Source organism: Massilia sp. Root335, from assembly GCF_001425685.1.
GTDB classification, from domain to species: Bacteria; Pseudomonadota; Gammaproteobacteria; order Burkholderiales; family Burkholderiaceae_D; genus Telluria; species Telluria luteola.
In genome coordinates, this window is sequence record NZ_LMCY01000019.1 from 257,239 (window position 1) to 282,384 (window position 25,146).

30 protein-coding genes are annotated in these 25,146 nt (G+C 66.7%); 19 read left to right on the top strand and 11 right to left on the bottom strand.

The window, feature by feature from the left end:
• Positions 1–8: 8 nt before the first annotated feature.
• The 9 genes from iscA (at position 9) to ASC93_RS12695 (ending at position 7,271) form a co-directional block, all read left to right on the top strand.
• Entirely contained in the window at positions 9–332 is a 324-nt protein-coding gene (gene iscA / locus ASC93_RS12655) for an iron-sulfur cluster assembly protein IscA (protein WP_056442094.1), read from the top strand.
• Between the two features lie 16 nt (positions 333–348).
• Positions 349–864 (top strand): Fe-S protein assembly co-chaperone HscB, encoded by a 516-nt coding sequence (gene hscB / locus ASC93_RS12660; RefSeq protein ID WP_056442097.1) that lies wholly within the window; start codon positions 349–351, stop codon positions 862–864.
• Positions 865–1,010: 146 nt separating this feature from the next.
• The gene (gene hscA, locus ASC93_RS12665; RefSeq protein ID WP_056442100.1) at positions 1,011–2,915 is read left to right on the top strand and encodes a Fe-S protein assembly chaperone HscA; all 1,905 of its coding nucleotides are present in this window, start codon (positions 1,011–1,013) and stop codon (positions 2,913–2,915) included.
• 132 nt (positions 2,916–3,047) lie between these two features.
• Positions 3,048–3,386, top strand: coding sequence for an ISC system 2Fe-2S type ferredoxin (fdx, locus tag ASC93_RS12670; protein WP_056442102.1), 339 nt, complete (start codon positions 3,048–3,050; stop codon positions 3,384–3,386).
• Positions 3,387–3,403: 17 nt separating this feature from the next.
• Positions 3,404–3,598, top strand: coding sequence for a Fe-S cluster assembly protein IscX (gene iscX, locus ASC93_RS12675; RefSeq protein ID WP_056442104.1), 195 nt, complete (start codon positions 3,404–3,406; stop codon positions 3,596–3,598).
• Positions 3,585–4,493 (top strand): SAM-dependent methyltransferase, encoded by a 909-nt coding sequence (locus tag ASC93_RS12680; RefSeq protein ID WP_056442109.1) that lies wholly within the window; start codon positions 3,585–3,587, stop codon positions 4,491–4,493. Before iscX ends, ASC93_RS12680 begins: the two co-directional genes overlap by 14 nt.
• 10 nt (positions 4,494–4,503) lie before the next feature.
• A complete protein-coding gene (gene ltaE / locus ASC93_RS12685) occupies positions 4,504–5,541 on the top strand; it encodes a low-specificity L-threonine aldolase (protein ID WP_056442118.1) in 1,038 nt (345 codons plus the stop codon).
• Complete coding sequence (locus tag ASC93_RS12690; protein ID WP_056442122.1) at positions 5,538–6,248, top strand: RNA pseudouridine synthase; 711 nt, start codon at positions 5,538–5,540, stop codon at positions 6,246–6,248. Before ltaE ends, ASC93_RS12690 begins: the two co-directional genes overlap by 4 nt.
• A 69-nt stretch (positions 6,249–6,317) precedes the next feature.
• Complete coding sequence (locus ASC93_RS12695; RefSeq protein WP_056442125.1) at positions 6,318–7,271, top strand: basic secretory protein-like protein; 954 nt, start codon at positions 6,318–6,320, stop codon at positions 7,269–7,271.
• Between the two features lie 5 nt (positions 7,272–7,276).
• On the opposite strand, the gene ASC93_RS12700 is transcribed toward ASC93_RS12695, so the two are convergent.
• The gene (locus ASC93_RS12700; protein WP_056442128.1) at positions 7,277–8,014 is read right to left on the bottom strand and encodes a 3-oxoacyl-ACP reductase family protein; all 738 of its coding nucleotides are present in this window, start codon (positions 8,012–8,014) and stop codon (positions 7,277–7,279) included.
• A gap of 268 nt (positions 8,015–8,282) precedes the next feature.
• Here ASC93_RS12700 and ASC93_RS12705 point away from each other — a divergent pair, with 268 nt between their 5' ends.
• Complete coding sequence (locus tag ASC93_RS12705; protein ID WP_082547998.1) at positions 8,283–8,888, top strand: TetR/AcrR family transcriptional regulator; 606 nt, start codon at positions 8,283–8,285, stop codon at positions 8,886–8,888.
• 4 nt (positions 8,889–8,892) lie between these two features.
• Here ASC93_RS12705 and ASC93_RS12710 read toward each other — a convergent pair whose 3' ends face one another.
• Entirely contained in the window at positions 8,893–9,363 is a 471-nt protein-coding gene (locus ASC93_RS12710) for a MarR family winged helix-turn-helix transcriptional regulator (RefSeq protein ID WP_056442132.1), read from the bottom strand.
• Positions 9,364–9,486: 123 nt separating this feature from the next.
• Between ASC93_RS12710 and maiA the strand changes: the two genes are divergently transcribed.
• Positions 9,487–10,134, top strand: a complete 648-nt coding sequence (gene maiA / locus ASC93_RS12715; protein ID WP_056442137.1) for a maleylacetoacetate isomerase — start codon at positions 9,487–9,489, stop codon at positions 10,132–10,134.
• Between the two features lie 241 nt (positions 10,135–10,375).
• On the opposite strand, the gene ASC93_RS12720 is transcribed toward maiA, so the two are convergent.
• Both ASC93_RS12720 and ASC93_RS12725 read right to left on the bottom strand, forming a co-directional pair.
• Positions 10,376–11,689 (bottom strand): ATP-binding protein, encoded by a 1,314-nt coding sequence (locus ASC93_RS12720; protein ID WP_056442139.1) that lies wholly within the window; start codon positions 11,687–11,689, stop codon positions 10,376–10,378.
• Complete coding sequence (locus ASC93_RS12725; RefSeq protein WP_056442141.1) at positions 11,686–12,429, bottom strand: response regulator; 744 nt, start codon at positions 12,427–12,429, stop codon at positions 11,686–11,688. Before ASC93_RS12725 ends, ASC93_RS12720 begins: the two co-directional genes overlap by 4 nt.
• A gap of 173 nt (positions 12,430–12,602) precedes the next feature.
• Between ASC93_RS12725 and ASC93_RS12730 the strand changes: the two genes are divergently transcribed.
• Together ASC93_RS12730 and ASC93_RS12735 are read left to right on the top strand one after the other, a co-directional pair.
• Positions 12,603–13,310: a cytochrome c biogenesis CcdA family protein gene (locus ASC93_RS12730; protein WP_056442145.1), complete on the top strand. Its 708-nt coding sequence runs from the start codon at positions 12,603–12,605 to the stop codon at positions 13,308–13,310.
• A 10-nt stretch (positions 13,311–13,320) separates the two neighbouring features.
• A complete protein-coding gene (locus tag ASC93_RS12735; RefSeq protein ID WP_056442149.1) occupies positions 13,321–13,833 on the top strand; it encodes a thioredoxin family protein in 513 nt (170 codons plus the stop codon).
• A 1-nt stretch (position 13,834) separates the two neighbouring features.
• On the opposite strand, the gene ASC93_RS12740 is transcribed toward ASC93_RS12735, so the two are convergent.
• Genes ASC93_RS12740 through ASC93_RS12755 form a run of 4 tightly spaced genes read right to left on the bottom strand, consistent with a single transcriptional unit; the run spans position 13,835 to position 16,132 of the window.
• A complete protein-coding gene (locus ASC93_RS12740; protein ID WP_056442151.1) occupies positions 13,835–14,356 on the bottom strand; it encodes an RDD family protein in 522 nt (173 codons plus the stop codon).
• A gap of 7 nt (positions 14,357–14,363) precedes the next feature.
• Positions 14,364–15,140 (bottom strand): DUF3106 domain-containing protein, encoded by a 777-nt coding sequence (locus ASC93_RS30745; RefSeq protein ID WP_056442153.1) that lies wholly within the window; start codon positions 15,138–15,140, stop codon positions 14,364–14,366.
• Between the two features lie 3 nt (positions 15,141–15,143).
• Positions 15,144–15,566 carry a DUF3619 family protein gene (locus ASC93_RS12750; RefSeq protein ID WP_056442156.1) on the bottom strand — a complete coding sequence of 141 codons (423 nt, stop codon included), beginning with the start codon at positions 15,564–15,566 and terminating at the stop codon, positions 15,144–15,146.
• Positions 15,563–16,132, bottom strand: coding sequence for an RNA polymerase sigma factor (locus ASC93_RS12755; RefSeq protein WP_056442158.1), 570 nt, complete (start codon positions 16,130–16,132; stop codon positions 15,563–15,565). Before ASC93_RS12755 ends, ASC93_RS12750 begins: the two co-directional genes overlap by 4 nt.
• A 166-nt stretch (positions 16,133–16,298) precedes the next feature.
• Here ASC93_RS12755 and ASC93_RS12760 point away from each other — a divergent pair, with 166 nt between their 5' ends.
• The 4 genes from ASC93_RS12760 to ilvC all read left to right on the top strand — a co-directional run bounded on the left by ASC93_RS12760 (position 16,299) and on the right by ilvC (position 20,799).
• Positions 16,299–16,934: a glutathione S-transferase family protein gene (locus ASC93_RS12760; protein ID WP_056442161.1), complete on the top strand. Its 636-nt coding sequence runs from the start codon at positions 16,299–16,301 to the stop codon at positions 16,932–16,934.
• 510 nt (positions 16,935–17,444) lie between these two features.
• A complete protein-coding gene (locus ASC93_RS12765) occupies positions 17,445–19,169 on the top strand; it encodes an acetolactate synthase 3 catalytic subunit (RefSeq protein ID WP_056442164.1) in 1,725 nt (574 codons plus the stop codon).
• Positions 19,169–19,660, top strand: coding sequence for an acetolactate synthase small subunit (gene ilvN / locus ASC93_RS12770; protein WP_026334297.1), 492 nt, complete (start codon positions 19,169–19,171; stop codon positions 19,658–19,660). The genes ASC93_RS12765 and ilvN overlap by 1 nt, the downstream gene beginning before the upstream one ends.
• A 122-nt stretch (positions 19,661–19,782) precedes the next feature.
• Positions 19,783–20,799 carry a ketol-acid reductoisomerase gene (ilvC, locus tag ASC93_RS12775; RefSeq protein ID WP_056442168.1) on the top strand — a complete coding sequence of 339 codons (1,017 nt, stop codon included), beginning with the start codon at positions 19,783–19,785 and terminating at the stop codon, positions 20,797–20,799.
• A 116-nt stretch (positions 20,800–20,915) separates the two neighbouring features.
• Here the strand turns inward: ilvC and ASC93_RS12780 are convergent, their stop codons facing one another.
• The gene (locus ASC93_RS12780; protein WP_056442170.1) at positions 20,916–21,722 is read right to left on the bottom strand and encodes a PEP-CTERM sorting domain-containing protein; all 807 of its coding nucleotides are present in this window, start codon (positions 21,720–21,722) and stop codon (positions 20,916–20,918) included.
• A gap of 207 nt (positions 21,723–21,929) precedes the next feature.
• Between ASC93_RS12780 and ASC93_RS12785 the strand changes: the two genes are divergently transcribed.
• Together ASC93_RS12785 and pssA are read left to right on the top strand one after the other, a co-directional pair.
• The gene (locus tag ASC93_RS12785) at positions 21,930–22,706 is read left to right on the top strand and encodes an SIMPL domain-containing protein (protein WP_056442176.1); all 777 of its coding nucleotides are present in this window, start codon (positions 21,930–21,932) and stop codon (positions 22,704–22,706) included.
• An 84-nt stretch (positions 22,707–22,790) separates the two neighbouring features.
• On the top strand, positions 22,791–23,645 hold the full coding sequence (gene pssA, locus ASC93_RS12790) for a CDP-diacylglycerol--serine O-phosphatidyltransferase (protein WP_056442179.1): 855 nt from the start codon (positions 22,791–22,793) through the stop codon (positions 23,643–23,645).
• 68 nt (positions 23,646–23,713) lie between these two features.
• On the opposite strand, the gene ASC93_RS12795 is transcribed toward pssA, so the two are convergent.
• Together ASC93_RS12795 and ASC93_RS12800 are read right to left on the bottom strand one after the other, a co-directional pair.
• Positions 23,714–24,340, bottom strand: coding sequence for a phasin family protein (locus tag ASC93_RS12795; protein WP_056442182.1), 627 nt, complete (start codon positions 24,338–24,340; stop codon positions 23,714–23,716).
• Between the two features lie 316 nt (positions 24,341–24,656).
• The coding region (locus ASC93_RS12800; RefSeq protein ID WP_200958316.1) for a hypothetical protein at positions 24,657–25,146 on the bottom strand (490 nt) is incomplete at its 5' end.

Consider the following 25,146-nt stretch of genomic DNA (forward strand, 5'->3'; position numbering starts at 1 on the left):
GTTTTGAAATGGCTGTGACCCTGACCGAAAAAGCCGCAAAGCACATCAACCGTTACCTCGAGCGTCGGGGCAAGGGCGTGGGCCTGCGTTTCGGCGTGCGCACCACCGGCTGCTCCGGCCTGGCCTACAAGCTGGAATACGTCGACGAAGCGGCGACCGAGGACACGGTCTTCGAATCGCACGGCGTGAAAGTGTTTGTCGATCCCAAGAGCCTGCCGTACATCGACGGCACCGAGCTCGATTTCGCCCGCGAAGGCCTGAACGAGGGCTTCCGCTTCAACAACCCGAACGTCAAGGACAATTGCGGTTGCGGCGAAAGCTTCCGGATCTGACCGGGAGCGCAGGACCGTGCAAAACCACTTCGAGCTGTTCCAGCTGCCGGCCAGGTTCGACGTCGACATGGACGCGCTGGATACCGCTTACCGCGAAGTCCAGGGCCGCGTCCATCCGGACCGCTTCGTGAACGCGAGCGACGCCGAAAAACGCGTCGCGATGCAATGGGCCACGCGCGCCAACGAGGCCTACCAGACGCTGAAGAATCCGATGCTGCGCGCGCGCTACCTGTGCGAGCTGAATGGCGTCGACCTGCAGACCGAGTCGAATACGGCGATGCCGATGGACTTCCTGATGGAGCAGATGGAGCTGCGCGAGGCCTTGTCCGACGCGCGCGCCGCGAAGGATGCCGGCGCCCTCGACGCGCTGGACACGCGCGTGCGCGGCGAGCGCAAGCAGCGCCTGGCGCAGGTCGGCAAGCTGCTCGACGCGGGGGACTACGCGCAGGCGGCGCAGGGCGTGCGGGCACTGATGTTCCTCGATAAATTCGGCGACGAATTGCATTACGCGTTCGAGGCGCTGGAGAGTTGAGACGACGATAAACGGAACGAGCTTGGTAGGGTGGGCACCCTGTGCCCACGCGAACGCCGGCAACATGTCGGCATCCGCGTGGGCATTGGATGCCCACCCTACGTAATTTGCGACCGTATCCAACAAGAAGATTAGGTAACACGACCATGGCACTACTGCAGATCTCCGAACCCGGCATGTCGACCGCGCCGCACCAGCACCGGCTGGCGGTGGGCATCGACCTGGGCACCACCAATTCCCTCGTCGCGACCGTGCGCCACTCGATCCCGGAAGTGCTCTCCGACGAGGACGGCCGCGCGCTGCTGCCATCGATCGTGCGCTACCTCCCGAACGGCCACGCCAACATCGGCTACAAGGCCATGGCGGCCCGCACCACCGATCCCAAGAACACCATCGTCTCCGTCAAGCGCTTCATGGGCCGCGGCCTGAAGGACATCGCGCACGTCGAGAACCTGCCGTACGATTTCGTCGATGGCGGCCGCGAAGGCGGTCACGGGATGGTCCAGTTGAAAACCGTCGCCGGCGTGAAGTCGCCCGTGGAAGTCTCCGCGCAGATCCTGGCAACGTTGCGCCAGACGGCCGAGGATGCCCTCGGCGATGAGCTGGTCGGCGCCGTCATCACGGTGCCCGCGTATTTCGACGACGCCCAGCGCCAGGCGACCAAGGACGCGGCCCAGCTGGCCGGCCTGAACGTGCTGCGCCTGCTGTCCGAGCCGACCGCCGCCGCCATCGCGTATGGCCTCGACCACGGCAAGGAAGGCGTGTTCGCCGTGTACGACCTGGGCGGCGGCACGTTCGACATCTCGATCCTCAAGCTCTCCAAGGGCGTGTTCGAAGTGCTGTCGACCGGCGGCGATTCCGCGCTGGGCGGCGACGACTTCGACCAGCGCCTGTTCTGCTACATCACGCAGCAGGCCGGCCTCGCGCCGCTGTCCGAAGTGGACACCGCGACCTTGATGGTCAAGTCGCGCCAGGCCAAGGAACTGCTGTCGACGAACGAAGAGACGACCGTCGAGGCGATCCTGAAATCGGGCGAAGTGGTGCAGGTGACCGTCAGCGCGAAGACCTTCGCCGAGATCACCCAGCCGCTCGTCGCGAAGACGATGAACGCGGTGCGCAAGGCCATGCGCGACGCCGGCGTGTCCGTCGAGGACGTGGACGGCGTCGTGCTCGTCGGCGGCGCCACGCGCATGCCGCACATCCGCCGCGCCGTCGGCGATTACTTTAAAACGATCCCGCATGCGAACATCGACCCGGACAAGGTCGTCGCGCTGGGCGCCGCCATCCAGGCGAATCTCCTGGCGGGCAACCGCGCGGCGGGCGACGACTGGCTGCTGCTGGACGTGATCCCGCTGTCGCTCGGCATCGAGACGATGGGCGGCCTGGTCGAGAAGATCATCCCGCGCAACTCGACGATCCCGTGCGCCCGCGCCCAGGAATTCACGACGTTCAAGGATGGCCAGACGGCCCTCGCCGTGCACGTGGTGCAGGGCGAGCGCGAGCTCGTGTCCGACTGCCGTTCGCTGGCGCGCTTCGAGCTGCGCGGCATCCCGCCGATGGCGGCCGGCGCGGCGCGCATCCGCGTCACGTACCAGGTCGACGCGGACGGCCTGCTGTCGGTGTCGGCGCGCGAAACCCGCTCCGGCGTGGAAGCGGCGATCACCGTGAAGCCGTCGTACGGCCTCGGCGACGACGAGGTGGCGCGCATGCTGCAGGATTCGTACAACTCGGCGCAGGTCGACATGGTCGCGCGCGCGCTGCGCGAGGAACAGGTCGAGGCCGAGCGCATCCTGCTGGCCACGCAGTCCGCGCTCGATACGGACGCCGACCTGCTGAGCGCCGAAGAACAGGACGCGATCGCGGCACTGGTGCAGGTCGTGCGCGATGCGGTGAAGCGGTCGAACGATGCGGACGTCGCGGTCGACTCGCGCCAGAACGTGCTGCACGACGCCGTGCAGGCGCTGGCGCACGGCACCGAGGAATTCGCCGCGCGGCGCATGGACAAGAGCGTGCGCAAGGTGCTGGCCGGGAAAGCGCTCGATCAGGTATAACGCGGCCGCGTGCATGCATGGTGGGCACGGGGTGCCCACCCTACGACAATACGAATATCGTAGGATGGGCTCCCCGAGCCCACCAGAACGTTGGTCAGCCGCGCAAACGAACAAACACGAAGAGGTCAAGAAGTGCCACAAATCGTCATCCTCCCCCATCCCGTCTTCTGCCCCGAAGGCGCCGTGCTCGACGGCCAGAGCGGCAAGTCGATCTGCGACACGCTGCTCGAGAACGACATCGAGATCGAGCACGCCTGCGACCGCGTGTGCGCCTGCACGACCTGCCACGTGATCGTGCGCGAAGGCTTCGACTCGCTGAACGAGCAGGAGGAAAAGGAAGAGGACATGCTCGACAAGGCCTGGGGCCTGGAGCCGAACTCGCGCCTGTCCTGCCAGGCCATCATCGCCGGCGAAGACCTCGTCGTCGAGATCCCCAAGTACACGATCAACCACGCAGCCGAGAACCATTGAGCGCGACGGAGGACACCATGAAGTGGACCGATGTCACGGCCATCGCCGAGGCCTTGTACGAAACCTATCCGGACGTCGATCCGGCCACCGTGCGCTTCGTCGACCTGCATAACTGGGTCGTCGCGCTGGACGGCTTCGACGACGACCACGCGCGCGGCGGCGAGCGCGTCTTGGAAGCCATCCAGGCGGCATGGATCGATGAAGCAAGATAAAAAACCAGTCCCGACGATCTACGAACAGGCGCCGGAAATCAAGCCGGGCCAGTCGATCGAACTGCTGAAGGAACTGCACATCCTCACGCGCGACGGGAAGCTGAACCAGGACAGCCGCCGCAAACTGAAGCAGGTCTACCACCTCGTGCAGTTCATCGAGCCGCTGCTCAAGGACGTCGAGGCCCAGAAGGACGGGCAGGGCGCGACCGTGGTCGACCACGGTGCCGGCAAGTCCTACCTCGGCTTCATCCTGTACGACCTGTTCTTCAAGGGACGCGAGAACGGTGGCCGCATCTACGGCATCGAGACGCGCGAGGAACTCGTGCAGAAATCGACGGCACTGGCCGCGCACCTGGGCTTCCCGGGCATGTCGTTCCTCAACCTGTCCGTCGCGGAATCGACCGGGTCGGACAAACTGCCGGCCACGATCGACGTCGTGACGGCACTCCACGCCTGCAACACGGCGACGGACGACGCCATCGATTTCGCGCTGAAGAAGCAGGCGAAGCACATCGTGCTGGTGCCGTGCTGCCAGGCCGAAGTCGCGACCGTGCTGCGCAAGAACAAGGGCCGCGACCTGGGCCGCAGCGCGCTGACCGAGATCTGGCGCCATCCGATCCACACGCGCGAATTCGGCAGCCAGATCACCAACGTGCTGCGCTGCCTGCAGCTGGAAGCGCACGGCTACCAGGTCACCGTGACGGAACTGGTGGGCTGGGAGCACTCGATGAAGAACGAGCTGATCGTCGCCACCTATAAAAACCTGCCGCGCCGCCGGCCCGCCGAGCGCCTGCAGCAGGTCCTGGCCGAAGTCGGGCTGGAAGAACTCTCCTCGCGTTTCTACTCAGGCCAGCCCGCGTCACAAGCGCAGGCGGCCGAATCGACCACCGATTGATGCCCACACCATGAGCGACCAACCAGACCGCTGGATCGACCTGCGCAGCGACACCGTCACCCAACCGTCCGCCGCGATGCGCGCCGCGATGGCCGGCGCGCCCGTCGGCGACGACGTCTACGGCGACGACCCCGCCGTGAACCGTCTGCAGGACTTCGCGGCCGAGCTGTTCGGCTTCGAGGCCGGCCTGTTCGCGCCGAGCGGCACGCAGACGAACCTGATCGCGCTGATGACGCATTGCGGCCGCGGCGACGAATACCTCGTCGGCCAGGAAGCGCACACGTACAAGTACGAAGGCGGCGGCGCCGCCGTGCTGGGTTCGATCCAGCCGCAGCCGATCGCCAACCAGCCGGACGGCTCGATCGCCATCACCGACATCGCCGCGTACATCAAGCCGGACGACATGCACTTTGCGCGCACCCGCGTGCTAGCGCTGGAAAACACGATCGGCGGCCGCGTGCTGCCGCAGGACTACGTCAAGGCCGCGACGGATTTCGCGCATGCGCGCGGTCTCGTCACGCACCTGGACGGCGCCCGCATCTGCAACGCCGCCGTCAAGCAGGGTTTGAGCCTGCGCGCGGCGGCGGCCGGTTTCGATACCGTGTCGGTGTGTTTGTCGAAGGGCCTGGGCGCACCGGTCGGTTCCGTGCTGCTCGGTCCCAAGTCGTTCATCGAGCAGGGCAAGCGCTGGCGCAAGATGCTGGGCGGCGGCATGCGGCAAGCCGGCGTCATCGCGGCCGCCGCGCACCACGCGCTGGAACATAACGTCGAGCGCCTCGCCGACGACCACCAGAACGCGGCGGACCTGTCGGCCGGCCTCGCGCGCATCGAAGCGCTGCGCGTGACGGCGCCGCAGACGAACATCTTCTACGTCGAGATCCCGGACGCCGCGTGCGCGCCCCTGCGCGAGGCGCTGGCCCGCCAGGGCATCCGCGCGTCGATCGGCCCGCACACGCGCCTCGTCACGCACCTGGACGTATCAAGCGCCGACGTGAAGAAGACCGTCGCCGCGTTCGAAGCATTCTTCCGCGACTGGAAAGCACAATGACCGACGAAGGAATCCGCCTCGCCAAGCGCGTGGCCGAAGCGGTGCCGTGCTCGCGCGCCGAGGCCGAACGCTATATCGCGGGCGGCTGGGTGACGGTCGACGGCGTCGTCGTCGAAGACCCGGCCACCCGCGTGACGGCGCCGCAAACCGTCGCGCTGCTGGCCGGCGCCGAGCCGGTCGACGTGGCGCCCGTGACGATCCTGCTGCACAAGCCGGCCGGCGTCGACGCGGCCGGCGCGCTGGCGCTGATCGCACCGGAGACGCTGGCCGCGACGGCGGGCACGCGTTTCCTGCGCCGGCACCTGGCGCGCCTCTCGATCGTCACGCCGCTGGAGCCGGAAGCGAGCGGCCTGCTCGTGCTGAGCCAGGACTGGCGCGTGACCCGCAAGCTGGTCGAGGACGGCGCGCGCATCGAACAGGAATACGTGGCCGAGGTGGCGGGCGCCATCGCGGACGACGGCCTGGCGCGCCTGAACGGCGGCATGCGCGTGCAGGGCAGGGCGACCGCGCCGCTGAAGGCCAGCTGGCAGAGCGAGGCGCGGCTGCGCCTGGCCGGCAAGGACGTCCGCCCGGGCCAGGTCGAGGCCATGTGCGCCGAGGTCGGGTTGACCGTCAAATCGCTGCGCCGGCTGCGCGTCGGCCGCGTGGCGCTCGGCGCGCTGCCGAACGGGCGCTGGCGCTATCTGCTCGAGACCGAACGCTTCTGACTTGCCGGAAAGGCAACGCCTCCTGTACACTGCGCTGCGCGCGTCCGGCGCGACAGAGAGGATCGATGGATGACGTTCAGTAAGCTGCTCCTGCCCGTGCTGGCGCTGTGGACCGGCGCCGTTCTTGCCGCGGGTGTCGACCCGCTGGCGGCCGATATCGACGCGCGCGACGCGCTGCGTTTCGCGAATCTCATGAAGGATGGCGCCGTGCCGACGGCCGGCGCCCTGCAGCGCGGCTATCTGGACGGGGCGGGGCCCGGGGTGAAGATCTTCACGCCGGCGCCGCGCATCATCGATGCGCAACACCTGGCAAAGGCGGTCGCCGCCAGGCCCGACACCTACCGCTATGCGATCCGCGAATGCCTGCCGCAGCTGCCGGCCTTGCGCGCCGACCTGCGCGCGATCTATCTCGCGTTTGCCGGCCTGCTGCCGGAACGTCCGCTGCCCGCCATCGACGTCGTCTTCGGCGCCCTCACGTCGGGCGGCACCGCCAGCAACGACACCCAGGTGATCGGCCTGGAGGTGACGTGTCCGCCCGGTACGACGCCGGAACAGTTCCGCACCACGATGCGCGGCTTCTTCGCCCACGAAACGGTGCACACCTGGCAGGACGACGAAACGCCGGCGGCACTGGCCGATCTCCTGCTGAGCCAAGCCTTGCGCGAGGGCGTCGCCGACTATCTCGCGACGCTGGTCACGGGCGCGATCCCGCATCTGGACCGCGACGCCTGGGCGCGCCCGCAGGAAGCCGCGTTGTGGCAGGCGTTCCAGCGCGACCGCGCGGCCATCCGCGGCAGCGGCGACGGCGTGAACAAGCTGGTCGCCAGTCCCCACTTCCGGCGCTGGTTCGCGAACTGCGGTGCCGCGCCCGACGGATGGCCTTGCGAGGCCGGCTACTGGATCGGCATGCGCATCGCCGAAGCCTACGTGGCGCGTGCCGCCGACAAGCGCGCCGCGCTGCGCGCACTGATCGAGTTGCGCGACCCGGACGCGATCCTCAAGGCCAGCGGCTATGGCGGCTAAATCGTTCAGGCCACGAAGCCCCCGTCGATCGTCAACGACGCCCCGTTGACATACCCCGCCTCGGCGCCGACGAGATAGGCCACCAGCGCCGCGATCTCGGCATCCTGCCCCATGCGGCCGACCGGGATCTGGGCGCGCAGGTACGCCCGCACGGATTCGTCCGCGACGATCTCCGTCTCCGTCGGTCCCGGCTGCACATTGTTCACCGTGATGCCGCGCGGCCCGAGGTCGCGCGCCAGGCCGCGCGTGAGGCCGGCCACGGCCGCCTTGCTCATCGCGTACAACGCCACACCCGGGCCGCCCGCGCGATCCGCCACCATGCTGCCGATGTTGACGATGCGCCCGCCCGCACCCATGTGCGGCACGGCCGCCTGCGTCGCGACGAACAGGGCGCGCACGTTGACGGCGGCGATGCGGTCGTAGTCGGCAAGCGTCGTCTCCGCCAGGTCCTTGTGGACGAGGATGCCCGCGCTGTTGACGAGGATGTCGATGCGGCCGAACTGCGCCGCCACGGCCGCGACGGTGCACTGCAGCGCCTGCGCGTCGGCGCTGTCGGCGCGGATCGGCAGGGCGCGTCCGCCGGCCGCTTCGACGTCGGCCGCCAGCTGGCGTGCGCGGTCTTGGGCGCTGACGTACGTGAACGCGACGGTGGCGCCATCGCTCGCGAGGCGGCGGACGATGGCGGCGCCGATGCCGCGCGAACCGCCGGTGACGAATGCGGTCTTGCCGGTGAGGGAAGTCATGGTGGGTCTTTCTTGACTGATTAGTCCAAAATAGCGAAAAAAAAATGACCGAAATTCGGGGTCAGGAAATTCGGGGTCAGAGCCCTTTTTAAGGCACGATCCTGGTGGCAAGTGTGCATGCCAATCGATGTGTTGTTCGTTTGCCGACCCTATGCAACGCTGCCGACTTCGCGAATCGTTGTGCGCGGGACATTAATCGAAAATGGGCTCTGACCCCGAATTTTCGATTATACTGTCATTTTGGACTGGTTAGTCAAAATAGAAGACGATGGCACGAACCAAGGTATTCGATCCGGCCGCGGCCCTCGAGGCGGCCATGCGGGTGTTCTGGGAACAGGGTTACGAGGGGACGTCGACCGACGACCTGCTGCGTGCGATGGGCATCGGCCGCCAGAGCCTGTACGACACGTTCGGCGACAAGAAGCAGCTCTACCTCGCCGTGCTCGCCCATTACACGGACACGGGCGGCGCGGACCTCAGGCGCAGGCTGGCGGCGGGACCGTCGCCGCTGGCCGCGCTCGACACATTCCTGCGCCAGCTCGCGGGCGCGGACGCCGCGCTGCGCGCGCGCGGCTGCCTCAGCGTCAACGCGGTGGCGGAATTCGGCCAGGCCGACGCCGACGTGCATGCGCTCATCGAACGTTCGCAGCGGCTCACGGAAACGATCTTCGCGGAGGTGCTCGCGCGTGCGCGCCAGGCGGGCGAGCTGGCGGCCGGCATCGATCCGCCCGCCGCCGCGCACTTCATCCACACGGCCATCCGCGGTATGCGCATCAGCGCCAAGGCGGGCGCCAGCGCCGCACAACTGGGCGCGACGGTCGATTTCGTCATCGCCGCGCTGAAGGCGCATGGCACGCCGGTCGCGGAAGTCTGACGGGTCAGTCGCCGGTCTTCGCGGCGGCCGCGATCAGGTTGTCGCGCAGGTGCACGACGGCCTTTTGCAGGGCCGGGAATTCTTGCGGGTCCAGGCCGGATGCGGCCACCGTCTGCTTGCCGAAGCCGAGGCCCCGTTCGCGCAGCGCGCGGCCCGCGTCGGTGAGGGAGAGGCGGACATTGCGCTCGTCTTCCTTGTCGCGCTCGCGGCGCACATAGCCCATGCCTTCCAGCCGCTTGAGCATGGGCGTGACCGTGCTCGGTTCCAGGAACAGTTTTTCGCTCAGGGCCTTCACCGTCTGGTTGTCTTCTTCCCACAGCGCGATGACGGCCATGTATTGCGGATACGTGAGCCCCAGCGCGTCCAGCACGGGCTTGTACACGCGCGAGTAAGCGAGATTGGTGGAATAGATGGCGAAGCACATGAAGTCCGCCATGCGGGCGGCCTTGGCGCGGGTGTCGTTGTCGTTAGGCATGATTATCGAGAAAATTATCGTGATAACGATTATCGTACTTGAAATCGGCGAAATGCGCTGCTAGACTTCACGAAATACTTATCTCGATAATCATTACTTCGATAATCAACAACGGAGCCAACGATGAAACTGTATGACGCCGCCATCTCGTCCGCCGCCGCGCGGGTCCGCATCGCTCTCGCACTGAAGGGCCTCGCCGTCGAGCGCGTCCCCGTCGAGATCGTCGGCGCCGGTGCGGAGAACCGCCGGCCGGCCTACCTGGACGTGAATCCGCAAGGCCTCGTGCCCGCGCTGCTGACGGACGACGGCGTGCTGTTGACCCAATCGCTGGCGATCGTCGAATACCTCGACGAGGTGGTCCCGCAACCGCCGTTGCTGCCGCCCGACGCGGCGACGCGGGCGTGGGTGCGGGCGTTCGTGCTGGCCGTGCTGGCGGAGACGCATGCGATCGTGACGCCGCGCGTGATAAACCGTTTATCCAGTTTGCCGGGCGCCGACGAGACGACCGCGCCGGCCTGGCGCCGCCACTGGACGGAAGAGGGCATCGATGCGCTGGAAGCGCTGCTGGCGCGCCGCCACGCGGCCACGCCCAGCCGCTTCTGCGCGGGCGACGCGCCCGGCCTGGCGGACGTCTTCCTGTTCCCGCAGGCGCTGAACGCCGGCCGTGTGGGCCTGCCGTTGGCGCGCTGGCCGCACGTCGAGGCGATCGCGGTGCGCCTCGCGGAGATTCCCGCGTTCAGGGATAACGCGCAGGCCATATTGCAGCGGTAGGGTGAGGCGATTGATGCCGGGGCATCAATCACGTGCCCACGTGTCACGCCGACATATCGCAAACGTCCGCGTGGGCACGGGTGCCCACCCTACGACAACGTCAACCCATCCCACGGCCATCGAATCATCGTAGGGTGGGCACCCCGTGCCCACGGTGCACGACGACAACGCCGGTTTAGCCACGGCCACCGAGAAATCGTAGGGTGGGCGGTCCCCGCCCACGATGCACGGCCGACGTCCGTCATCGGGACAGCGTCAGCCGCGCTTCCAGCCCGCCCTCGGGCCGGTTGTTCAAGGTGAGCGTGCCGCCGAGGCTCCCCGCCAGCTGGCGCGCGATGGCGAGGCCCAGCCCCGTGCCGCCGGTGTCGCGGTTGCGCGATGCTTCCAGCCGGAAGAACGGCTCGAACACGGTTTCCAGCTGTTCGGCCGGGATGCCGGGACCGTCGTCCAGCACGCGCACGAGCACCGCGCCCTGGCTGTCGCGGCCGACGACGATGTCCGCGCTGCCGCCGTAGCGCAGCGCGTTGTCGACGAGGTTGCCGACGATGCGGCGCAGCGCTTTCGGGCGCGTCTGCACCGGCGTGCCGATGCGCCCTTCCAGCCGCACGGCGCTGCCGGCGTCGCGGTAGTCCAGCACGAGGCTGTCCAGTTGCGCGTCGAGGTCGATGGCGCGTGCCGGTTCCCGTTCGCCGTGCATGGCGCGCGCATAGCCGATGCCGTCCTTGACGAGGCCCTGCAGTTCCTCGAGGTCGGCGCGCAGCTTCGGCTGCTGGGCCTCGTCGTCCATCAAGTCCACGCGCAGGCGCATGCGGGTGATCGGCGTCTGCAGGTCGTGCGAGATGGCGGCCAGGATGCGCACGCGCTCGTCGACATAGGCGGCGATGCGGCGCTGCATGGCGTTGAACGCGCGCGCCGAACGCAGGACTTCGGACGGACCGCGTTCCGGCAGTTCGACGGGACGCAGGTCGGGGCCGAGCGCGTCGGCCGCCTCGGCCAGCGCGCGCAGCGGCCGCACGGCCTGGCGCACCGCGAGCCAGCAGCACGCGGCAAGGATCGCCAGCTGCGCGGCCAGCATGTACGGCAGCCACGGTGACAGCGGCACGCCGCGCATCGGCTGCACGTCGATGGTCAAGGGCGATCCGTCGGACAGGCGCAGGTGGACCTGCATGCGCCCGTTGTCGCCGAGGCCGTTCACGGTGAGCGGGTAGCTGCGTCCGATGCCTTGCGCGATCGAACTCGCGATCTGGGCGGACAGCTTCTCGTCCGGCATCGCGCCGATCGTTTCGCCGGGACCGAGGATGAAGCGGTAGCTGCGCCGCGCGAGGCGGGGCAGCCAGGCCGGGCGCTCGGCCGCCGGCAGCAGGTCGAGCAGGGCGACGGCGCTTGCCACCTCGCGTTCCACATACCCCATCATCAGCTGCGTCGTGGCCTGGTCGCGCTCCGTGAACGTGAGCGCCACGGACAGCCCCTGCGCCAGCGCGAGCCCGGCGAACAGGATCAATGCCAGGCGCGCATACAGGCTGCGCGGCCATGGCGCGCGCCACCGCGCGTTCATGCCGTCCGGCCTTCCACGATCGTCACGTCGGACGAGAACACATAGCCCTCGTTGCGCAGGGTCTTGATGTAGCGGGGCTCGCGCGCGCCGTCGCCCAGGCGCTGGCGCAGGCGGCTCACGAGCAGGTCGATCGAGCGGTCGAAGAAGTCGCTGTCGTTGCCGTGCGTGAGGCCCATCAGCTGGTCGCGCGACAGCACGCGCTGCGGGTGGTCGAGGAACACGCGCAGCAGCCGGTATTCGGCGCCGCTCATCGCGACCTCGACGCCGTCCGCATCGAGCAGGTGGCGGCCGACCGTGTCGAGGCGCCAGTCGCCGAACGCGAGCAGTTTCGCGGCCTCCGTCACCTGCAGGTTCGGCGGCAGCATGCGCGTGCGGCGCAGCACGGCTCGGATGCGGGCCAGCAGTTCGCGCACGGCGAACGGTTTCGGCACGTAGTCGTCGGCGCCGAGTTCCAGGCCGACGACGCGGTCGGTCTCGTCGTCGCGCGCCGTCAGCATCACGATCGGGATCGCGCGGTGCTTCCCCGCGCGCAGTTCGCGGCACAGGGTCAGGCCGTCCTCGCCGGGCATCATGATGTCGAGCAGGATCAGGTCGGGCGCCGCCTGCAGCAGCGCGTTCTTCATCTCGCGGCCGTTGGCGGCCAAGGTCACGCGCAGGCCCTGCTTTTCCAGATAGGCGCCGACCAGTTCGCGGATGCCGCGGTCGTCGTCGACGACCAGGACGTGGTCGTTCTCGTTCATGTCGTCTCCTTCGGTGGTTGCCGACGTAATGTAGCGCGGCGTACCGGCGTCATTATGTCCGAATGTGTCGGGGCCGGGACAGGACACATGGCCTGACAAAAATGGGAGGTTGCGGACACATCGCGCACACATCGCGGGCGTCCAATGGAGTCTCGCACAACCAGGAGGCTCCCATGACCCACACGATCGAATCCCCGCTTGCCCTGCTGGCCGGCCTGGCCACGGTGGCGTCCCCGTGCGTGCTGCCCGTGCTGCCGTTTTTGCTCGGCGCGACCGTCGACAAGGTGGACGGCGCGAGCCGCCGGCGGCCGCTCCTGATCGTGGCCGGCTTCGTGCTGTCGTTCTCGGCGTTCGCGCTGGCGCTGGGCGCCGTGTCGAGCGCCGCGCAGCTGGCGCAGGAAACGCTGCGCAACGCGGCCATCGTCCTGCTGGGCGTCTCGGGCCTGCTGCGCATCTGGCCGCGGCCGTGGGACCTGCTCGTCGACTACGTCCGTCCCGTGTGGGCCCGGCTGCGCGGCGTCCGCGCCGGCGCGGTGCCGAAGCCGGGTGGGGCGTTCGTGCTGGGCCTGTCGCTGGGCGCCGTCTGGACGCCGTGCGCCGGCCCGGTGCTCGCATCGATCCTCGCGCTCGTCGTGCAGGCGCACGATCCGGCCAGGGCCGTGCGGCTCGTCGGCCTGTATGCGCTGGGCGCGGCGCTGCCGATGCTGGCGCTCATTCACGGCGGCCAGGCCATCGTCCAGCGTGTGCGCGGCGTCGCCCGCCATGCCGTGGCGCTGCAGCGCGCATTCGGCGTGCTCGTACTGGCCAGCGCGGCCGCGATCTGGTTCCAGGTCGACACGCAGCTCGCCGCCCACATCCCTTCCATTTTCCCGACCATCTAAGGAGTTCGCCATGAAATACGCCATCCGTTCCCTCGCCGCCGCCGTCGCCGCCGTCGCCGCCGCGAGCGTGAGCATGAGTGCAAGCGCCGCCCCCGCGCCGGAATTCGCGGGCATCGACAACTGGATCAACAGCGCGCCGCTCACCATGCAGCAACTGCGCGGCAAGGTGGTGCTCGTGGATTTCTGGACGTATGACTGCATCAACTGCCAGCACGTGCTGCCGTACGTGAAAGGCTGGCACCAGAAATACAAGGACCAGGGGCTCGTCGTCGTCGGCGTGCACACGCCGGAATACGGCTTCGAGCGCAACCTGAACAACCTCAAGGCCGCGGTGCAGCGCAACGCGATTTCCTTTCCGGTCGCGCAGGACAACCGGTATGCCACGTGGAGCGCGTACAACAACCAGTTCTGGCCCGCGTTCTACCTCGTCGACAAGAAGGGGGCCGTCGTGTACACGCACTTCGGCGAAGGCGATTATGCGCAGACCGAGGCGACGATCCGCAAGCTGCTGGCTGCGCCCTGAATCAGGCGGCTTCGGCGGGAGCGGCGGCAGGCGCCGGCCGCTTCTTCGGCAGCGCGATGATGCGCGTGCCGGCCAGGCGGTCGTGCAGGAAGCGGCGGTCGCGGTCGAGGAAGGCCGTCAGGCTCCAGCTCAGCACGCCCACGGCGATGGCGGCGCCGACCTGGCCCTTGTCCTTCAGGCCCAGCGCCGTGCAGGCGAGGAGGGCCGGCAGGAACCAGCCCCAGGCCAGCAGGTAGCGCACGATGGCCGTCGTCAGCGGCAGGCGCGCGCGATCGGCCGTCACGACCTGCATGCGCCACGTCTTCATGGCGAGCGTGTGGCCGCTGTTGGTCCAGCCCCAGACGAAATAGGCGCCGGTGACGACGAACAGCCAGACCTTCAGGCCGTACTGGAACACGGGGGCGTGATTGTTCAGGGTGATGAGCAGGTACAACGCCACCGCCAGCATCTCGACCGCCAGCAGGAGGAAGGTCTCGTAGACCATCGCGATCAGGCGGCGTTTGACGGTTGGCGTGTCAGTCATGCGGACCTCAGGCGTTGTTGGGTGTGATGCCCCAGTTGGCCGGCACCTGCTTTTCCGGTTCGGGCGCGGGCGGCTTGGCGGGCTGCGGCGGCGGTTGCACCGGTTGCGCCGGCACGGGTGTCGCGGGCGCCGGCGTCACGCAGGGCGGGGCGGCGGATACGGTGTTCTTGACCATGCCGGCCGGGCACGACGTCGCGCCCTGGCCCAGCGGCGCGACGACCTTGCCGCTGGCCTGCGACGGCACCACCCGCGGCGCCTTGCGTGCGGTGGCCGATGCGGCCAGCTTTTTCTTTTGCTCTTCCGGCAGTTGCTGATACGTTTCCCACGTGGCGTTCTTTTGCTCGGGAGCGATCTTGCGGGTGCGCGTATAGGTTTCGCGCGCCAGTTCGCGCTGCTCGGGCGTCAGCTTGGCCCATTCGCGCATGCGTTCGTGCACGCGCGCCTGTTCCGCCGGTTTCAGGCCGGCGAAGCGGTTCGCGAGCTGCAGCCATTTCTGCTTGCGCACGCCGTCCATCTGGTCCCACTCGGCCTGCAGCGGTTGCAGGGCGACCTGCTGGGCCGGGCTCAAGCTGTGCCACAGGGGCTTGTCGCCGCCTTTGTGGCTGCCGGTCGACGGCTTGGCGGGCTGGGTGTGCGTGGCGGGGGCGGCGGCCGGCGCGTCGCGCGTGGCCGGGCCCGATGCGGCGGGAACGGAGCTGCCGTGCTGGTTGATGCTCAGTACGGCCGCGCCAACGAGCACGACGGCGGCGGCGGCGCCGGCAAGTTTGAGCTTGTTGGCCGTCATCCTTTACTGGGCTCGCTGCGGCTGTTGCTGTGCTTGCTGCTGTTGTGCCAGGTAAGCGTTGAAACCGTGGTCGGTGTAGGCCGTCAGGGGCAGGTCGTCGGACAGCACGGCCGCATCCAGCTCCGCCAGCTCGGCGACGCGCTGCTCGCGTTCGTACTGGTAGACGCCGACCATGCCGGCGACCATCGCCAGCAGCGGGGCGACGACGGCGGCGCGCGCCACCCATTGCATCGAGAACAGCGCGCCCAGGTCGAACGCGGCGCGCTGCGGCGCCCGGGCGCGGGCCGGTGCATCGGCCTTCTTGCGCGCCAGCGCCTGCGCGCGCGCGGCGGCCAGGCGGTCCGTCGTCGACGCCGGCAGGTTGTCGAGGTTTTCGTTCAGGGCATGGCGGATCTTGTACGCCAGGTTGATGTCGTCGGTGTTCATAGTTTAATTCCCTTGGCCTCCAGGGCTTTCTGCAGGGTATGCGTAGCGCGAGAACAATGTGTTTTTACACTGCCCTCGGAGCATCCCATCGCTTCGGCCGTCTCGGCCACATCCATGTCCTGCCAGTAACGCATGAGGAACGCTTCCCGTTGACGCGCCGGGAGTTTTTGTATCTCTTCTTCGATCAGGCGCAGGGTTTGCGCCCGTTCGACCTGATCCGCGCTGGACTCCGCGGCGGACGTTCCTTCCTCGGCCTCGTAAGATGCCAGTATATCAAATTCCGAGTCGTCTTCGTCCCGGCGGCCGAGGCCTCCGAAGAGGCTGATCCAGGTGTTCCTGACCTTTTCGCGGCGGAAGTAATCGAGGATGGTGTTTTGCAGGATGCGCTGGAAGAGCATCGGCAGTTCGGCCAGGGGCTTGTCGCCGTACTTCTCCGCGAGCTTGATCATGGCGTCCTGAACGATGTCGAGCGCTGCCTCGTCCTTGCGGACCGCGTACGCCGCCTGCTTGAAGGCGCGCCGCTCGACACTCTCGAGGAAGTCGTTGAGTTCTTTATCAGTGGCCATGCGATAAGTGGTGGACGCCACCGGTACGTTGCCTGTGGCTTTTCGGAAAACTTTCGAATCCTAGCAAAAATTACGGATGACCGCACCCGAAACCGGCAGGCAGGCGTGTGCGGTCTTCCCTTATTGACTCTAGAATGGTCGGATTGACATTGTTCTGGAGATAGACGTGGTGCGTATCCTCGGGAAGGCAAGCTCGATCAATGTCCGCAAGGTCTTGTGGACCTGCGCCGAACTCGACATCGTATTCGACCGGGAAGACTGGGGCAGCGGCTTCCGCCCGACGCAGGACCCGGCATTCATCGCGCTGAATCCGAACGCGATGGTGCCGGTGCTGGTCGATGGCGACGTCGTGCTGTGGGAGTCGAACACGATTTGCCGCTACCTGGCCACACGCTACGGCGACGGGGCGGCGGCGAGCCTGTTGCCGCGCGACGCGCCGGCGCGCTCGCAGGTCGAGCAGTGGATGGACTGGCAGGCGACGGAGCTGAACAATGCCTGGCGCTATGCCTTCATGGGGCTGGTGCGCGGCAGTGCCGCCCACCAGGACCCGGCCCTCATCGCCGCCGGCATCGCCGGCTGGAACCGCCATATGGGCATCCTCGAACGCCAACTGGAAAAGACGGGGGCGTATGCGGCCGGCGCGGCGTTCTCGCTGGCCGACGTCGTGCTGGGCCTGTCCACGCACCGCTGGCGCAAGACGCCGATGGACGACCGGCCGGCATACGCCGCGGTCGCCGCGTGGATGGCGCGGCTGGACGCACGGCCCGGTGCCGGCGCGTGGCTGCCCGACGATACGGCTTGAGCCGGCGTGTCGCGGGCACAGGGTGCCCGCCCTACGGCGCCATGCCGCTCTGCCAGCCAACCCCGTGCCCACGGTGCGAGATCGAAACGCGTGGTAGGGTGGGCACCCCGTGCCCACGATGCGATGCCGAAACGCAGTTAAAACTCGTGAAAAAATAATTATTTATCTTGACCAGAATGGTGCGACGCAGTAAGGTATGAGACGCTTTGCACCCCCGAAGCATATTGTCAAGCCAGCTTGTCACACAAAGTCAATCTCGGCATGACGCGCTTTCACAATGTAGGCAGTTTGCTCCAACCCGTGCCACAAGCGCGAGAGATTCGCATTCCGCTACAGTAACTCAAGCTGAACGAGTTGCGTCCAGCGTCGGTTCGTAAGGATCCTACGGTATCCTGAAAGATCGTCGTGACCGCAGAAAGAAGGGAAGCATGAGCACTGTTGCGTGACACGTATCTCGTCAGGGACGAGCATCCGATCAATCTCCCTATGGGTCTTGAAAGGAAACGTATCATGAGTAACGACGCAGCAGCTTCCATCACGGGCGCTGAGATCGTAGTCCGTTGCCTGGCGGAAGAGGGCGTGAAACACGTCTTCGGTTACCCCGGCGGAGCGGTTCTCTACATCTACGACGCCATCTTCAAGCAGGACAAATTCCAGCACATCCTGGTACGCCACGAGCAGGCAGCCGTGCACGCGGCCGACGCGTATTCGCGCAGCTCGAACGAAGTCGGCGTTTGCCTGGTCACGTCCGGTCCGGGCGTCACCAATGCCGTCACCGGCCTCTCCACCGCCTACATGGATTCGATTCCGATGGTCGTGATTTCCGGCCAGGTTCCGACCGCGGCGATCGGCCAGGACGCGTTCCAGGAATGCGACACCGTGGGCATCACGCGCCCGGTGGTGAAACATAATTTCCTCGTCAAGGACGTCAAGGACCTTGCCGAGACAATCAAGAAAGCCTTCTATATCGCACGTACCGGCCGTCCGGGCCCGGTGCTCGTCGATATCCCGAAGGATGTCAGCATGCACAAGGCCGCGTACTCGTATCCGAAAGAGATCGAGATGCGTTCCTACCGCCCCGTCGACAAGGGCCACGCGGGCCAGATCCGCAAGGCGGTGCAACTGCTGCTGGCGGCCGAGCGTCCGATGATCTACACGGGTGGCGGCGTCATCCTGGCCAATGCATCGAACGAACTGAACCGACTGGTCGACAAGCTCGGCTTCCCGATCACGAACACGCTGATGGGCCTGGGCGCGTTCCGCGCCACCGACGAGAAATTCGTCGGCATGCCCGGCATGCACGGCACCTACGAAGCGAACATGGCGATGCAGCACTGCGACGTCCTGATCGCCATCGGCGCCCGCTTCGACGACCGCGTGATCGGCAACCCGAAGCACTTCGCGACCAATCCGCGCAAGATCATCCACATCGACATCGACCCGTCGTCGATCTCGAAACGCGTGAAGGTCGACATCCCCATCGTCGGCAACGTCAAGGACGTGCTGATCGAACTGCTGTCGCAGCTGGACGCCGCCGAACAGCGTCCGAACCCGGCCGTGCAGAAATGGTGGCAGCAGATACAGGACTGGCGCGGCCGCCAGTGCCTGCGCTATGCCACCTCGGATGAACTGATCAAGCCGCAATCCGTCGTCGAGAAGCTGTGGGAAGTGACCGGCGGCGACGCGTTCATCACGTCGGACGTGGGCCAGCACCAGATGTGGGCCGCGCAATACTACCCGTTCGACAAGCCGCGCCGCTGGATCAATTCCGGTGGCCTGGGCACGATGGGCGTGGGCCTGCCGTACGCGATGGGCGTGCAGATGGCGAACCCCGGCGCGACCGTCGCCTGCGTCACCGGCGAGGGCTCGATCCAGATGAACATCCAGGAACTCGCGACCTGCAAACAGTATCACCTGACGCCGAAGATCATCCTCCTGAACAACCGCTTCCTGGGCATGGTGCGCCAGTGGCAGGAACTCGACTACGGCGGCCGCTACGCCGAGTCGTACATGGATTCCCTGCCGGACTTCGAGAAGCTGGCCGAGGCCTATGGCCACGTCGGCATGCGCATCGAGAAGCCGGGCGACGTGGACGGCGCGCTGCGCGACGCCTTCGCCATGAAGGACCGCCTGGTGTTCATGAACTTCATTACCGACCGTAGCGAAAACGTCTGGCCGATGGTCAAGACGGGCAAGGGCTTGTCGGAAATGCTGCTCGGATCGGAGGACCTGTAATGCGACACATCATCTCCGTCCTGCTCGAAAACGAAGCCGGCGCGCTGTCGCGCGTCGTGGGCCTGTTCTCGGCACGCGGCTACAACATCGAGACGCTGACCGTGGCGCCGACCGAAGACGCCACCTTGTCGCGCATGACCATCGTGACCACGGGCTCGGACGACATCATCGAGCAGATCACCAAGCACCTGAACCGCCTGATCGAAGTGGTGAAGGTGGTCGACCTGACCGAAGGCCAGCACATCGAGCGCGAGCTCATGCTGATCAAGGTGAGGGCGGTGGGCAAGGAGCGCGAGGAAATGAAGCGCACCGCCGACATCTTCCGCGGCCGCATCATCGACGTGACGGAAAAAACGTACACGATCGAGCTGACGGGCGCGAAGACGAAGCTGGACGCCTTCATCGACTCCATCGACCGCGCCTCGATTCTCGAGACCGTCCGCACGGGTGGTTCAGGCATTGGCCGCGGCGAGCGCATCCTCAAGGTTTGACGCCGGTGGTGCGTGGGCAGGTGCCCACGCTACGGCGTCCATTGCGCCGGCAAATGAACGTAGGGTGGGCTCCCCGAGCCCACCAAACACATAACGAAACACATAAAAGTACAGGAATAATCATGAAAGTTTTCTACGACAAAGACTGCGACCTCTCCCTCATCAAAGGCAAGAACGTCGCCATCATCGGCTACGGCTCGCAAGGCCACGCGCACGCCCAGAACCTGACCGAATCGGGCGTCAATGTCACCGTCGGCCTGCGCCGCGGCGGCGCGTCCTGGGGCAAGGTCGAACAGGCCGGCATCAAGGTCGCTGAAGTCAACGAGGCAGTCAAGGCCGCCGACGTCGTCATGATCCTGCTGCCGGACGAGAACATCGCCGAAGTCTACAAGAACAACGTCGAGCCGAACATCAAGCAGGGCGCCGTGCTGGCGTTCGCGCACGGCTTCAACGTGCACTACGGCCAGGTCGTGCCGCGCGCCGACCTCGACGTCATCATGATCGCACCGAAGGCCCCGGGCCACACCGTGCGCGGCACCTACCGCCAGGGTGGCGGCGTGCCGCACCTGATCGCCATCTACCAGGACAAGTCGGGCTCGGCGCGCGACATCGCCCTGTCGTACGCGATGGCCAACGGTGGCGGCAAGGCCGGCATCATCGAAACCAACTTCCGTGAAGAAACCGAAACCGACCTGTTCGGCGAGCAGGCCGTGCTGTGCGGCGGTACCGTCGAGCTGATCAAGGCCGGCTTCGAAACGCTGGTGGAAGCCGGCTACGCGCCGGAAATGGCCTACTTCGAGTGCCTGCACGAGCTGAAGCTGATCGTCGACCTGATCTACGAAGGCGGCATCGCCAACATGAACTACTCGATCTCGAACAACGCGGAATACGGCGAATACGTCACCGGCCCGCGCGTCGTGACCGAAGACACCAAGAACGCGATGCGCCAGTGCCTGAAGGACATCCAGACCGGCGAATACGCCAAGTCCTTCATCCTGGAAAACAAGGCCGGCGCCCCGACCCTGATCTCGCGCCGCCGCCTGACGGCCGAGCACCAGATCGAAGAAGTCGGCGCCAAGCTGCGCGCGATGATGCCGTGGATCGCCAAGAACAAGCTGGTCGACCAGTCGAAGAACTGATCGTTTAGCTAGCTGTTGATCCGTCGCCCCTGCGCAGGCAGGGGCCCAATCAGGCGTTGTCGCAACGCTGGAACTTGGGCCCCCGCCTGCGCGGGGGCGACGTTTTTGGTGTTCGCTTAAATTCGCTGTCGTCGCGCCACAGCGCCCAGCAACCCCACCCCCGCCGCCAGCATCGCCCACCCCGCCGGCTCGGGCACCGGCGCCGGTCCGCCCTGGACCTCGCCCGAGACGCCCACGTCATAGATCACATGCCCCTCGATCCACGTGTCGCCGGTGTTCGCCCAGCTCACCGTCGCGGTCCGCGTCAGGTCGAACGGCGCGAAGACGCCGGCCTGGCTCGTTCCGGCCGAGCCGAACAGGCCGTCCACGATCGGCGCGCTCCAGGCGCCGGACGCGGTGCGGTAGTACAGCGTCGCGAAGGCGTTGGCGCCGCCGTATTCGCTGGCGTTCGCGCCTTCGTCGAGGGCCATGGCGATGGCGACGTCGAACGAGAACGCGATGCCCGTGTGCGGCGCCAGTGTGAAATACCACGGTGCCAGCGTCGCCGTCGCGCTGCCGCGCGTGAACGCGTCGGGCACGGTGTCGACGGTAAGCGCCGTGCGCACGCCGAGCCGGCCCAGGCTGGCGTCGACATGCACCTCGGGCGTCCAGTTGCGCGACAGCGTCGTGGGTGCGGTCGCGGTGACGTCGGCGATGTGCTCGTCCGGACGCGTGCCGGGCGCCATCAGCAGGCTCTGGACGCTCAGCGCGACGGCTTGCCCGTTCGTGAAATTCACGGCCGGCGCGAGGCCGTCGGCGGGCGTGAGGTCGGTCAGGGAGTAGCGCAGGTTCGTGGCTTCCGCGGTGCCCTGGACCTGGGCCAGGGCGGACGGGGACGCGGCCAGTGCGGCCAGGGCGGCGAGCAGCGGAAGGGCGATGCGCATGGTCTTCTCCTCGATGCGGGCGGCATGACGATCGGGCTAACTTAGCACGGTCGCGTCCGCGCGCGTCGACGCGTGTATGGCGTGCGCAACTGCACTCCTTTGCAATCAATTGCAACTTTCCATTACACAAACTCGACTTCCGCGCAAAACCGGTTATCGTTCTCGTGCCGCGGCACCACGCCGCGCATGCCTTCAAGGAGAACAACGATGTCCATCAAAAAACTCGTCCTGCTGTCCGCGCTGACCTGCGCGTTCGCGGCCCAGGCGCAAGTCCAGGCCGCACCGGCCGTTGCCACCACGAGCGGCACGCTGGTCGTCGTGCCCGCGTTCGGCGAGGTGAAACATGCCAACGACGAAGCCACCGTCACGTTCGCGGTCGAGGAACAGGACAAGGACCGCGCCGCCGCCACGGCCCGCGTCAACCAGAAGATGAAGCAGGGCACCGACACCGTGCGCCGCGAGGACCCGCAGGCGGAACTCAAGACGGTCGGTTACTACACCTACCCCGTCTACCCGGAAGTGCCGGACGGCCCGCGTCCGCTGGCGCATCCCGCGGCCCGCCGCGTCCCGATCGGCTGGCGCGTCGGCCAATATCTCGAAGTCAAAACGCGCAACCTGCAGGCGCTGCCGAAAACGGCCGCGGCCGCGCAGAAGATCCTCAACCTGAACGGCATCGATTACCACCTGAGCCCGGAACTGTCGAAGCGCCTCGACGACGAGCGCATCGCGGCCACGTACCGCAACCTGAACGAGCGCATCGCATCGATCGCGCGCGCGATGGGCCGCAACGTGGCGGATGCCGTCATCGACACGGTCGACTTCGAAGGCAGCGGCAATTACGCGGGCGGCCAGGCCGAGGCGGCGCCGATGATGATGCGCATGGCGGCCAAGCGCGCCGACGCGGCCGAGATGCCGGAACCGAGCTTCGAACCGGGCGAGACGACGTTGCAGATGCGTCTCGTCGGCAAGGTGAAATTCCGCTGACGATAGTGGTTCGCTAACACGGGGGTGCGGACACTATAATGGCGTGGTCCCGCGCCCCTGCGCACTGTTAAGAAAAAGAAACCTATGCCGACTCTTCCCCGACGCCGCAAACCCGGCGCGATCAAGGCACCCCGCTTCGCCCGGTTCAGCCGCGTCCGCAAGTCCGACGCGGGGCGCCCGCGCCGGGGCATCTATCTGCTGCCGAACGCCTTCACGACGGCCGCGCTGTTCGGCGGCTTCTACGCGATCGTGATGGCGATGAACCAGCGTTTCGACCACGCCTGCTGGGCCGTGTTCATCGCGATGGTGCTGGACAGCCTGGATGGCCGCGTCGCGCGCCTGACGAACACGCAATCCGAATTCGGCGCCCAGTACGACAGCCTGTCGGACATGGTCTCGTTCGGCGCGGCGCCGGCCCTCGTCATCTACGAATGGTCGCTGCGCGGGCTGGGCAAGCTGGGGTGGATCGCCGCGTTCGTCTATTGCGCCGGCGCCGCGCTGCGGCTGGCCCGTTTCAACACGAACATCGAAGTGGTCGACAAGCGTTTCTTCCAGGGCTTGCCGAGCCCGGCCGCGGCGGCGCTCGTCGTCGGCTTCGTCATGATGATGACGGACCCGGACATCAACGTCAGTGCGCGCAAGGTCGACTGGATCTCGTGGGGCATAGCGCTGTTCGCCGGCCTGACGATGGTGACGAACGTGCCGTTCTACAGCTTCAAGGACGTCAATTTCCGCAAGTCCGTGCCGTTCATCGTCGTGTTCCTGATCGCGCTTGCGCTGGCGCTGCTGGCGATCGACCCGCCCAAGGTCTTGTGGCCGCTGTTCGTCGTGTACGGCCTGTCCGGCTACGCCGTGTACCTGTGGCGTCTCGCCAAGGGCAAGCCCGTCAGCATCATCCAGACGGATGAAGAGACGTTCGACCCGAGCGAGCGGCGCTGACACGGCGGAAGTCCACCAACGACAACGCCCCTTCCGGGGCGCTGTGTCAGTAATCCTTCCGGCCGGCGTCAGCTGGCCTTGGCCGACTTGCCTTGCGGGGTCTGTTGACCGGCCTGCTGGCCACCCTGGACATTGCCGCGGAACGTGCCGTCACGCGTATCGGCTTCGACGTGCATGCCGGCCTCCGAGCCGTTGCCGCCGCTTTGCAGATTGCCGCGATGCACGCTGCCGCTGGCGCCGGCGTGCTGGAACGGATCGCGGAAGTTCTTCAGCGTGTCCTGCTGGGTGCGCAGGCTGTTCTGCGTTTCCTCGGAGGCGACGCGCGCCACCTCGTCGGCCAGCGTCTTGGCCGTGCGCGAGGTCTCGGGGACGTGCTGCTCGGCCACGCGGGCCATCTCGACCTGGGAGTCGGCCATGACGCGGGACAGGTGCTGCTGGTAGGCGCGCAGCTTGTCCGCGGCGGGCTGGGCGCGCGACGCGGCGGCCGAGATGATCTCGGTCGGATGATTGGTGGTCAGCAGTTGTTGGCCGGCGATACTGCTCTCTTCGAGCAGTGTCTGGCTCAACTGGATGTTGGCCTCGACGATGTTCTGGATCGAACGCGACCACGATTTCGACATGTCGTTGAGGAAGGCGACCTGGGCGTCCAGGTGCGAACGAATTGCGGGCGTAACGGATTGCGAGAATAGGAACATGGATGACCTCATTAAAGTGTATCCGGTCTATGAAATGCGATGCCCTGGCATGAAGATGCCAAAAATCAATAGACTTCGATAATTTTGCATCGCACAATCGCGCTGCTGCGCAAAATGCGTTCTAGCGCGAGTTCGTTAGACTAGACCATTTCGATGACATTTCAACCGCTTTTTCAATCGTGCGGACGAAATAAATGACTTGCATCAGGGTTTTCCCACGTAGGCGGCCAATTGTTTTTTTGTACAGTATCCTGATGGACTTTAAGCGGAATTGCTGCGACGCAGCAGGTCTGTCGCGGGGGCACGGCGAACGACGTCAATCCCGCGCCGTGCGCCATTCCTGCCCGTTGGCCGTCGATTCATGCTCCGGGCAATTGGTTTGTCTCCACTTGCCGTGCTTTTCGACCATGTCGATGCTCGTCGCGGGCGAGCGCTCGGTCATGCAATAGGTGCCGCCGCCCGTGATGACGCGCGTGCGGCGGGCGCCGTCGCCCGTATTGTTGACCAGTTCCGCCGTCTTGGGCGCTTCGTACCACGCGTTCGGCGCCATGTCGGCCGCGGCCTGGATGCCCTTGCGCAGGCGGATCTGCGGGCTGTCCAGCGGCGCCACGATGTACGGGTGGTTTTCCTTGCGCAGCGCGCGGTCGACCGCGCCCGCGTCGCGGCGTGCCCGTTCGAGCAGCGCGGCGGCGGCGGAGGGTGCGGCGGGCGCCAGTGCGTCCACTGCCGGGGCCGCGTTCGCGGCGGGGACGCTCGCGGCCGGCGGTGCGGCGGGCCGCGCCGGCCGCACCAGGGTGATCGCGTTC